The following is a 9,637-nucleotide window of genomic DNA, read 5'->3' on the forward strand; positions in this document are numbered from 1 at the left end:
GGTTGCGCCCACGCCGGGATGCTATTTACTCTCCCGTGTTGCCAGGAAGGACTTTCTGCGTTCCTATTTTTCAAGCTATTAGGAGCGTTACTGCCGTCCGGTTACGCCGAAAGCATGATTCAGAGATTTTTCTGGCCGAGCCTGTTCTGGGGCCTCGACCGGCGGCGGCGAAGGGCGAGTATCGCCCACGTGAGCCTCGACGACGTCACCACTCGACCGCGGGCCGGCGGAAGACCGCGGAGTTTCTCGACCAGATCGCCGAGCGCGTCCGGGTCGCCGAGCACCGCCTGTCGTAGGTCACCGCCAAACCGGTGGTCGCCCAGCTGCTCCGGGAACGCCGCCGCGACGACGCCGACGTCTGCCACCAGAAGTACGCGCCGCACGGGACGGTGATCGAGTTCCCGGCCGACGACGTCACCACCTACGACCCGCGGCCGCGGCACGACCTCTAGAGAGTGATCAACGAGCCCCCGGCCACCAGCAGGTACGTCGCCGGTGAGGTGGGCCGACCCATCCTGTCGCTGGTCACCGGATCAGTGTGCCCTGAGGCGGCGGCGGGGCACATATGCTCGCCGTGAGGTCAGGGCGGCAGAGCGAGCAGTTCAGGAGCCGGACCGGTACCGGCCCCCGGCCTGGGCGGTGGGGACGTGGTGACTCTGCACCCCGCCCGCGGGCTTGCCCGGCGATGCCCCGCCTGCCCGCAACCGACCGGGTGAGACCACCCCTGCGGTCGAGGAGGCCGGCGCCGGTGGCGACGAGGTGGTCTCACACCGGTCGGGCGAGCGCGGTGCCCCGCCGCGCCCGCGGTCGGGGTGCGGGCGAGTCACGTCCCACCGCACCAGGCGGTGGGACCGCCCCGGCCGATGGCCGGGGGTGCCGACCCGCTCGTGAGGAGTCACTTCGATGGATCTCGAGACGATGGACACCACCGCCCGCAACGCCTCCCTGCAGGAGGTCGCGGAGCTGCTGGAGACGCAGAAGACCGCCAAGCACGACGTCGTCGCGGCCGCGTCGGCGCTGGAGTGCCGCGGCGGCACGATCCGGGTCCGCGGCAGCTATCAGCGCCTCGACCTCGATGGGGTCAGCACCGGTGACGCGCTGCTGACCCCGACCCGGCTGGCCGAGGCCAGCGTCGCGGACAAGCTGCGCATCCCCACCGACTACCTGCGCCGGATGCGCGCGGAGAACGTGGAGCTCTACGACCACAACGTCAACGGCTGGCTGCGCCACCAGCCCGAGCGCCGCTTCCTGATGCGCGGCCTCGTCGACTCCCAGGGCGAGGGGTTGTTGCGGGCGATGTTGTCGGACTCGTTCCGCATCGTCGACAACCTCGACGTCCTGCTCACCGCGCTTCAGGGCATCGAGGCCGCCGGCGCGCAGGTCGACATCGCCCAGGCCGACCTCACCGAGTCGCGGATGTATGTGAAGGTGCGCTCGCAGGCGATCTCCGCGCTCGCCCCGGGCCTGCTCCGCAACTACGTCTCCCCGTTCTCCCGGGCTCGCGGCGCGGACAACCCGCTGGTTTTCGCCGGGTTCGTCATCTCCAACTCCGAGATCGGGCACGGCGCGTTCACTCTGTCCCCGCAGATCACCGTCGAGATCTGCGACAACGGCATGACGATGACGAAGTACGCCGAGCGGGAGGTCCACCTCGGCGGGAAGCTCCCCGCCGGGGTGGTGCGCTTCGCCGCCGACACCCAGAACGCGGCGCTGGAGCTGGTGAAGAAGACCACCCGTGACGCGGTGGCGACGTTCCTGAGCCAGGACTTCCTCGACGCCCGCGTCGCCGAGCTCACCGCCGATGCGGGGGTCGAGATCGGTGACCCTGCGCCGGTGATCGAGCACGTCGCCACGGCTCTGCGGTTCTCCCAGCAGGCGCGGGAGTCGATCCTGCGCCGCTTCACCCAGGGCGCGGACATGAGCTCGGGCGGGGTGCTGCACGCGGTCACCGCCGCCGCGCAGGACATGCCCGACGCCGACGAGGCCTACGCCCTCGAAGCGGCCGGGGTCCCGGCGATGCAGCGGGCCGCCGCGTTCGCCCGCACCCACTGACCCCCTGCCATCGGCTGCGGCCGGGCCCGCACCCGCGGGCCCGGCCGCGCCGACCCAGCCCTGGTCACCGCCGTCCCCGTCGTTCCATCCTGGTCAAGGAGTACTGATGACAACCCTGTCCGACATCCAGCGCATCTTCTCCGTCCGCGGCATCAATCCCGACCGGATCTCCTGGTCCCCCGCCGGCTCCGCGTTCGTGCTCGCCACCGCCTGCGGCGGCTACGTGCGGTTCGCTCCCGTCGAGGACGGCACCACCCGCAGCGGCTGCGCCTATACCGCCCACAACGCCATCGGCGAGCAGACCGGGCAGGGCGGCTGCGCCTCGACCGCGCCGGAAGCGCTACTCCCGGCATTGCGGCCGCTCCTGGACCCACCCGAGCTGACCTACCTGCCCGACCGGGCCAGCACCGCGCAGCTGCAGGCCCTGCGCGACCTGGGGAACCCGGGCGAGCACCGCCCGTTCGCGCTGCACCTGGACTCGCCCGGCGGGCGGTGGATCCTGGCGCTGTTCGTGGCCTGGCTCGACCTCGCCGACACCGATACCGACGGGGACCCGGCCGGGGACGCTCCGATCAACGGCGGGGACCTGGTCACCGCACCCGGGCGGGGCTTCGCCGCGATCGGGCTCAGCGAGGACCTGAGCCTGCACGAGCTGGCCGTGCGCATCGACCGTGGCCGCGCCGCGGCGGGCGAGCATCCCGCGGTCGGTCTCATCGAGACCTGCCTCGACACCGAGCGCGAGGACCGCGGCGGTGACGACGCCGGTGACGTCGCCGGCGGGAACCGGGACCTGGCCCGCGCCATCGCCGAGGCGCTGCGGTGCGACAACCAGCTCGTCACCTACCGCGCCCCGGGTCACCGCGCGGACGGGCCGGACAACGAGGACCGAGCCGGGTGGGCCGAGGCCGCCCTGGACGCGGTCATCGCCCGTACCGGGGACGCGCGGTCCTGCTACCGCGACCCGGACAGCCTGTGGGAGGCCGGCGGGGACCTGGTGGCGAACCTGATGCATCTGGCCGACCGGGCGGGGCTCGACCCGCAGCTGCTCCTCGAGGCCGGGCACGAGCGGCACCGCACCGAGCACGTCTGCAGCCACGACGCGCGGACCTGCTCGATCCCCGGCTGCCGGCTGTGCGAGATCGCCGCCTGAGCGCCGCGTCCCGTGTTGGTGGGCCGTCGAGAGCCGCGTGGCCCACCAACACAGGCACGAGGGGGTGCGAGGCGTTGGGCTGCTGGTGCACGCCCCGTGGCCGTGGGGCGCGCACACGCTGGCAGCCCCGGGGCGCGGCGCGTCGATGAACCTGCCGCGAGGTCCCCCGCGGGTGAACCCGCCCCTCACCACCGGTGCTCGGCCGCCGGCCCGGTGCGGCGGGTCCACGCCGGAGCGACCACGGCAGAACCCCCGCCCGGCCACACCCCGCGCCGCCGGAAGACGCGGTGCGCCCCCGGCCCACGGGGGCGCACCCGCCGGGCCCTGAGACCCGGCCGGGGCGAGCACGTACCGACCGGAGGTCGCGATGACCGCAGAACCGATCACCACCAGCGCCACCCACGCCAGCACAGCTGGCGACGCCGCCACCGGACAGGTGGGTGAGCTGCTCATGGTGGACCCGACCACGTTGGAGCTGGAGGTCAACACTCGCAGCGACGTTCGTCTGGACCCGCACTTCGTGGCTTCCATCCGCGATCGCGGCGTGCGTGAGCCGATCTCGGTGCGGCGCCGCGGCAGTGACGGTGTCCTGGTGGTGCGCAAGGGCCAGCGCCGGACCCTGGCCGCGGTCAAGGTGGGGCTGCCCCAGGTGCGGGTACTCGTCGAGCCGGAACCGGCCGACGGGCAGCAGACGGCGAAGGACGCTGAGGTGGAGCGGATCGTCGATCAGCTCACCGAGAACCAGCACCGCGCAGCGATCAGCGACGCCGACGAGGTCGGCGCGCATCAGCAGCTGCTCGGGCTGGGCCTGAGCGAGGCGCAGAGAGCGAGGGTGACCCGGACCCCGGCCAAGCGGGTCCGTCAGATCACCGCGGTCGCGGCCAGCGAGCTCGCGGCCGCGGTGATGGGCCGCTACGACCTGGACCTGCTGCAGCTGCAGGTGATCGCCGAGTTCGACGACGACACCGAGGCGGTCAAGGCGCTGACCGTCACCTCCCAGCAGAGCCCGGCCCAGTTCGAGCACCTCGCGCAGCGCCTGCGCGATGAGCGCGACGAGCAGGCGCTGCGCGCAGCCAAGGCCGCCGAGCTCGCCGAGGCAGGAGTGACGGTCGTCGACACTGACGACCACGACGACGCGACCATGCTGGACCGGCTTCGCCCCAGCGAGGACGACGCCGAGGGGACGCCCCTGACCGAGGAGGCCCACCAGGGCTGCCCCGGCCATGCCGCCGACGTCGCCACCTTCCGGCACTGGCGCGACGGCACACAGGTCCGGGTCACCTACCTGTGCCTGTCCCCCGACGAACACGGCCACCACCCGCGCTACAACCCCTCTGCTGCCGCCACCGGCGGCGCGGGCCGCGCACCCGCCGGTGAGACCGAGGAGCAGAAGGCCGCGCGGCAGGCCGAGCGGCGCCGGGTGATCGCCAACAACAAGGCGTGGGACTCCGCGGAGGTGGTCCGCCGGGACTGGCTCACCGCGCTGTTCGCGCGCAAGGCCGCCCCGAAGGACGCCGGGCGCTACGTCGCCGCCGAGCTCGGGCAGGGCGATCACGACCTGCGCCGGGCGATGGAGTCCGGCAACGCCCTGGCCTGTGCACTGCTGGGCCTCGACGAGCCGCGAGGGGGCGGCTACTACAGCGGCGTGGTCAACCCGATCGCCGCGGCCGCGGCATCCGCGGCCGGGCCGCGGGCCACGATGCTGTCGCTGGCCATGGTGCTCGGCGGCTACGAAGCCGGGACCCACCGCGGCAGCTGGCGCAACTCCGCCCCGGCGACCCGGCGCTACTTCACGCGCCTGCAGGAGTGGGGCTACCAGCTCTCCCCCGTCGAACAGCTCGTCATCGACCCCGACAGCGAGGCCCCCGACAGCGAGGCCGCGGTGGGTGAGGCCACCGGCGTCGAGCCCGCGGCAGATGAGCCGGGTACCGGGGGCGACACCGGTGCCCCGGCAGACGACGACGAGGACAGCGGCCAGGCCAGCAGCGCCTGACCGATCACCGAGCTGCGGGGGCGGGCACCGAGTCCGCCCCCGCAGCTCGCCCATCCCGCGCCGAAAGGAGATCCACGGCCATGTCTGTCACGTTCCGTCCCAGCCCGACGCGCGAGTCTGAACGCGAGCTGGGCCATCACCTCGCGTGCACCGCCCACCCGTGCCAGGACCTGCGCGAGTTCGCCTCCTACGACCTGGCCGTCGCGGGCATCGCCGAGCACAACCGGCACTGCCGCGACCAGTACTGCACCCCGGACGCGGTCTATCCGGTCACCCGCCGCGTCGGCGACAGCGAGCCGGACCTCAACGTGTCCAGCTCCAACGCCATGGTTGTGCTGCGGGCGCTGGGGTTCCTGCCCGAGATCGGAGCGGACGACGTCCACGTCCAGAGCCTCGACGAGGAGGACATCGGGCCGGCACCCGTTCCGGGAGACGCGGACGGGGAGGACCCGCGCTGCGGGCAGTGCCCGGCCGAGGACATGCTCGGCCGGGTCGACCTGGCCCTGGCGCTGGCCCCGGCTGATGCCGGGATGCCCTCGCGCGATCTGAACACCGCCGGAACCGTCATCGACTGCGGCCGGCGGCCGGGCTACCTACAGGACCGGCTCCACGCGCTGCGCGCGGTCGCGGTGTTCGCCCACGAGCGGGGCCGCGATGTCTGGTGGTCCTGACCGGGGTTGCGAGCCGCTCACCCGACACCGCGCCGATCGGGACCGGGATGGTCACGGGGACGGAGAATCACTGCTCCGGCACCGGGGACGTGCCGGGGCGGCGGGCACCTGGCCTGAAGTCCGGACGCGGGTACTCGCTACCCGGGTGGGTCCCTGGTCGGGCGGTGCAGGCAGGAGACGCCCGGAGGTCAGCACACCGTGGCGGAGCGAGCGCCGATGGACCCGGCCCGGGCCCGACGCGGGTGGGACGGAGCCTCGCTGCGCTCGGACGCCTGGCGGCGTTCCCACCCCGGTCGGGCGAGCCGGAACCCCCGCCGTCCCCTGCCGGGGACCCCGCCACGGCGCGCTGAGGCGGAGCCGCGTCACCGACCGGCACCACCCAGACAGGGAGCACGCCATGAACGAGATCACCCTCACCGGCAACATCGGCAAGTACGTCCGGCTGAGCCACAGCATCACCGGCACCGCGGTGCTGAGCTTCTCCATCGGGATCAACGAGCGGCGCTTCGACAAGGCTCAGGACAGGTGGATTCCCCGGCCGACCGTCTGGCAGGACGTCGTCGTCTTCGGGGAGCACGCCGAGAACGTCTACGACTCCGTCACGACCGGGGACCGAGTTGTGGTGGTCGGGAAGCTGGCCGACAACTCCTACACCAAGGAGTCCGACAACCCCGCCCAGCAGGACCAGGCGATCCGTCGCACCCAGCTCGAGGCCCAGATCATCGGCCCGGACCTCAACTACGCCCGCGCGAAGGTCACCAAGATGACCCGCGAGCACAACGGCCAGACCGCGCCGGCCGCCACCGGCTGACCCGGCCATCCGCCGAGGAGGGGCGGCGCCCACGGGGCGCCGCCCCTCTGCGTGCGCTGCCCCACCCCGATTGGCCACTGCTCGGGATCTGATCGACACCGCGCACGCGCGATGACCCGTGGATCCGCCTGAAGGCGATTCGGGGCGGGGTGCCCGGATCGGCCCGGCCAGTTTCTGGGTGAGCGCCCGGCCGGGCTCTCTCGCTGTTCGTCGCCGGTGACGGTGCCCGAGAACCCGCCCCGGTGGCCCAGGCCCTGCGCTGCGCTCCGGCCGCACACGGTCGCCTCACGGCGAGCCGGGCACCGGGGCGGACCCCCGGGTGGTGACCCGCACCGCCGAAGCGAGGAGAGCCCACACCGGGCGACCCGGCCACCCCGACGGGGTGCCCGGGTCGGCGACCAGCTCCACACCGGTTGTGCCGGCGACCCCGCCCGGCCCGCACACGGGTGGGAGCCCCTGCGGGGGCCGGGCCCGGTCTCGCTCGCAGAGCGGCCCGAGACCCGATACGAGAGGTGACCTGTCATGGATGAGATCGACACGGACTGGCGCCACCGCGGCGCCTGCAAGTACGAGGACCCGGAGCTGTTTTTCCCCGTCGGAGGCGGCGGCCCGGGCGAGGCCCAGCTCGCCGACGCCAAGGCCGTCTGCCGGCGTTGCCCGGTACGCGAGCAGTGCCTGGCCTGGGCCCTGACCACGGGGCAGGACTTCGGTGTGTGGGGCGCGATGAGCGAGGACGAGCGGCGTGCACTCAAGCGCCGGTCCGGGGAAACGGCCCGCAGCGGGCACCGCCGCGCCGAGCGCGGCCGGCGGTCCTCGCCGCTGACGAGCCCGCCGGCGACACGTCGGGCCGCGCTGGCGGAGATCGAGCGGGGTACGCGGCGCTCGCAGGTCGCCGCCGACGCCGGAGTCAGCGTCCGCACCGTCGACCGGTGGATCGCCCGCAGCCGGACCACGGCCATCACGAAGGCCGCCGACGCGGCACCGGCGGGTGCGGCGTGAGCGCCGGCGGGCCGGGGACATGCCCGGGCGGCTGCTTCGTCGTCTTCGACCCAGTCACCCTGCGCCGGCACTGCTGCCGCTGCCAGCCCGCGGCGGCAGCGCCGGACGGGCCCGGCGGGCCGGGATCACTGCCGATCACCGAGCTGGTCGCCACCGGCGCCCCGCTGATCCCCGCCACGACCACCACAGGCGCCGAGGCCGAGGGGGCCCGGCGTGGATAGCGGCTCGTTCTCCCTTCCGGGCCGGGACCCGGCCCCGCAGCTGCAGGGCCGTGTCGGCGACGAGTACGACCCGGCGATCTATCGCACCGAGCTCACCGGCTACGACGACGGCGGCTGGAGGCTGCGCATCGACGCGGTCCTGGTCGCCGAGACCGGGGGCCCGCTTGATCAGGACAGTGCGCGCCAGTGGGCGCGACGGCAGATGGGCGAGGGCGTGGACTTCTGCAACGGCACCTTCTCGGAGCCGTCCCGGTACTGGGTCGCCAACCCCGACACCCGAGTCCGGGCGGTGGGCGGATCGAGCTGACCCATCCCCAGGTCACAGGTCGGGAGGCCGCTTACTCCACCCGATCTCCCCGTCCAGGGCGCCGCGCGGGGCGGCGTCGCTACGCGACCGGGCCAAGGCCCGGCCCGTGGACGGCGAGCCTCCCCGGGCGGAGCCGGGCGCGGAACCACGGGCCAGGCGCTTCGCACCGCGCCCCGCAGCCAGGCCACCCGAACCAACACCCCGGCCACCGGCCGGTGTCACGGCGTAGAGGAGAACGACATGAGCCCCCAGACCAGGCATGAACCCGGACCGGGATCGGGTGCGATCCTGAACCAGGCCCGAGCAGACGGAGGAGCAAGAGCGGTGACGGACAGCGCTGGCAAGCAGCAGAACCCGGAGACCCTGCGTCTGCGGAAGGTGGCGCTCGAGGCCGCGGAGGCTGGCCTGTTCGTGTTCCCAGTCCGCGAGGGATCGAAGCTGCCCGCCTTCCACGGGAAGAATGACTGCAAGGGGCGGGGCGTCTGCGCCGACGGGCACCAGGGCTGGGAGCAGCGCTCCACCCGCGACCCGGAGCAGATCCGCCGCTGGTGGAGCCAGACCCCATGGAACGTCGGTATCGCCTGCGGGCCCTCTCGGCTGCTGGTCATCGACCTCGACGTCCTCCCCGAGCGGGGTGTCGAATGGAAGGACCTCGCCAAAGGCTGGCCGGTACTGGACCGGGTCGCGGCGGCGCACGGCGCCCAGATTCCGGCGACGTACGCAGTGACCACGCCCTCAGGAGGTGGGCATCTCTACTACCGCATGCCCGATGGGCTGGAGCTGCGCAACACCCAGGGCGGCGTAGGGCACAGCATCGGGCCGCTGGTGGATACCCGGGCCGGGGGCGGCTTCGTCGTGGGTGCCGGGTCTGTACGCCCCGAGGGCCGGTACACCGTGGCCTTCCACGGTGTCATCGAAGACCTGCCGGGGTGGCTGGCGGACCTGTTGAGCCCTCCCCCGCAGCCGGAGCCGCGGGCGGTGCCGCTGCAGCTCTCGACCCGGCGGGCGAACGCCTACATCGCCGCGATCCTCGACGCGGAGGCCGACAATGTCAGCTCAGCCCTGAAAGGGCAGCGCCAGATCACTCTGCTCAACTCCGCGCGCACTCTGGGCCGGCTCGTGGGTGGCCGGGAGTTGGACGAGGACAACGCACGCGAGGTCCTGCTACAGGCCGCCACGGTGCACATCGGGGTCGATGGCATGACCCGCGGCGAGGTCGAGCGCACGATCGATCGGGGGGTCGCCTACGGCAAGCAGGCGCCGCGCACCATCGAACGCCGCAGCGACGAGCGCGACGGCGAGAACGGCAGCCGGTCGTGAGCGGGCAATGGCACGACGTTCGGGTGCACTGGCCCGGAGGGTTAAGCCACGAGGACGGGATCCGCGGCCCCGGGCCCGGACGAGGCGATCGACAACGCCCGCCGGAACTGGGT

Annotated in this window: 9 protein-coding genes and 1 pseudogene; all 10 read left to right on the forward strand. The window is 73.2% G+C overall.

Going from position 1 to position 9,637, the window contains the following annotated elements:
- The first annotated feature begins 311 nt into the window (after positions 1 to 311).
- The 10 genes and pseudogenes from I4I78_RS03710 to I4I78_RS03755 all read left to right on the forward strand — a co-directional run bounded on the left by I4I78_RS03710 (position 312) and on the right by I4I78_RS03755 (position 9,524).
- Positions 312 to 452 (forward strand): hypothetical protein, encoded by a 141-nt coding sequence (locus tag I4I78_RS03710; RefSeq protein WP_218609745.1) that lies wholly within the window; start codon positions 312 to 314, stop codon positions 450 to 452.
- Between the two features lie 451 nt (positions 453 to 903).
- A complete protein-coding gene (locus I4I78_RS03715; protein ID WP_218609746.1) occupies positions 904 to 2,052 on the forward strand; it encodes a DUF932 domain-containing protein in 1,149 nt (382 codons plus the stop codon).
- Positions 2,053 to 2,158: 106 nt separating this feature from the next.
- Positions 2,159 to 3,202: a hypothetical protein gene (locus tag I4I78_RS03720; RefSeq protein WP_218609747.1), complete on the forward strand. Its 1,044-nt coding sequence runs from the start codon at positions 2,159 to 2,161 to the stop codon at positions 3,200 to 3,202.
- Positions 3,203 to 3,569: 367 nt separating this feature from the next.
- Complete coding sequence (locus tag I4I78_RS03725) at positions 3,570 to 5,195, forward strand: ParB N-terminal domain-containing protein (RefSeq protein ID WP_218609748.1); 1,626 nt, start codon at positions 3,570 to 3,572, stop codon at positions 5,193 to 5,195.
- 80 nt (positions 5,196 to 5,275) lie between these two features.
- Positions 5,276 to 5,866 (forward strand): hypothetical protein, encoded by a 591-nt coding sequence (locus I4I78_RS03730; protein ID WP_218609749.1) that lies wholly within the window; start codon positions 5,276 to 5,278, stop codon positions 5,864 to 5,866.
- A gap of 397 nt (positions 5,867 to 6,263) precedes the next feature.
- Positions 6,264 to 6,677, forward strand: a complete 414-nt coding sequence (locus I4I78_RS03735; RefSeq protein WP_218609750.1) for a single-stranded DNA-binding protein — start codon at positions 6,264 to 6,266, stop codon at positions 6,675 to 6,677.
- 522 nt (positions 6,678 to 7,199) lie between these two features.
- Positions 7,200 to 7,439, forward strand: a pseudogene (locus I4I78_RS32550) (WhiB family transcriptional regulator); the annotation flags it as partial.
- A gap of 233 nt (positions 7,440 to 7,672) precedes the next feature.
- Positions 7,673 to 7,897: a hypothetical protein gene (locus I4I78_RS03745; RefSeq protein WP_218609752.1), complete on the forward strand. Its 225-nt coding sequence runs from the start codon at positions 7,673 to 7,675 to the stop codon at positions 7,895 to 7,897.
- Positions 7,890 to 8,204, forward strand: coding sequence for a hypothetical protein (locus tag I4I78_RS03750; RefSeq protein ID WP_218609753.1), 315 nt, complete (start codon positions 7,890 to 7,892; stop codon positions 8,202 to 8,204). Before I4I78_RS03745 ends, I4I78_RS03750 begins: the two co-directional genes overlap by 8 nt.
- A gap of 324 nt (positions 8,205 to 8,528) precedes the next feature.
- Positions 8,529 to 9,524, forward strand: a complete 996-nt coding sequence (locus I4I78_RS03755; RefSeq protein ID WP_308251880.1) for a bifunctional DNA primase/polymerase — start codon at positions 8,529 to 8,531, stop codon at positions 9,522 to 9,524.
- Positions 9,525 to 9,637: the final 113 nt, after the last annotated feature.

This window comes from Pseudonocardia sp. KRD291 (assembly GCF_019263595.1).
Taxonomy (GTDB): Bacteria; Actinomycetota; Actinomycetes; order Mycobacteriales; family Pseudonocardiaceae; genus Pseudonocardia.

Bases quoted from the DNA above. Each gene is read 5' to 3' on its own strand.
- I4I78_RS03715 (WP_218609746.1), top strand. From the start codon at position 904: ATGGATCTCGAGACGATGGACACCACCGCCCGCAACGCCTCCCTGCAG.
- I4I78_RS03720 (WP_218609747.1), top strand. From the start codon at position 2,159: ATGACAACCCTGTCCGACATCCAGCGCATCTTCTCCGTCCGCGGCATC.
- I4I78_RS03725 (WP_218609748.1), top strand. From the start codon at position 3,570: ATGACCGCAGAACCGATCACCACCAGCGCCACCCACGCCAGCACAGCT.
- I4I78_RS03730 (WP_218609749.1), top strand. From the start codon at position 5,276: ATGTCTGTCACGTTCCGTCCCAGCCCGACGCGCGAGTCTGAACGCGAG.
- I4I78_RS03735 (WP_218609750.1), top strand. From the start codon at position 6,264: ATGAACGAGATCACCCTCACCGGCAACATCGGCAAGTACGTCCGGCTG.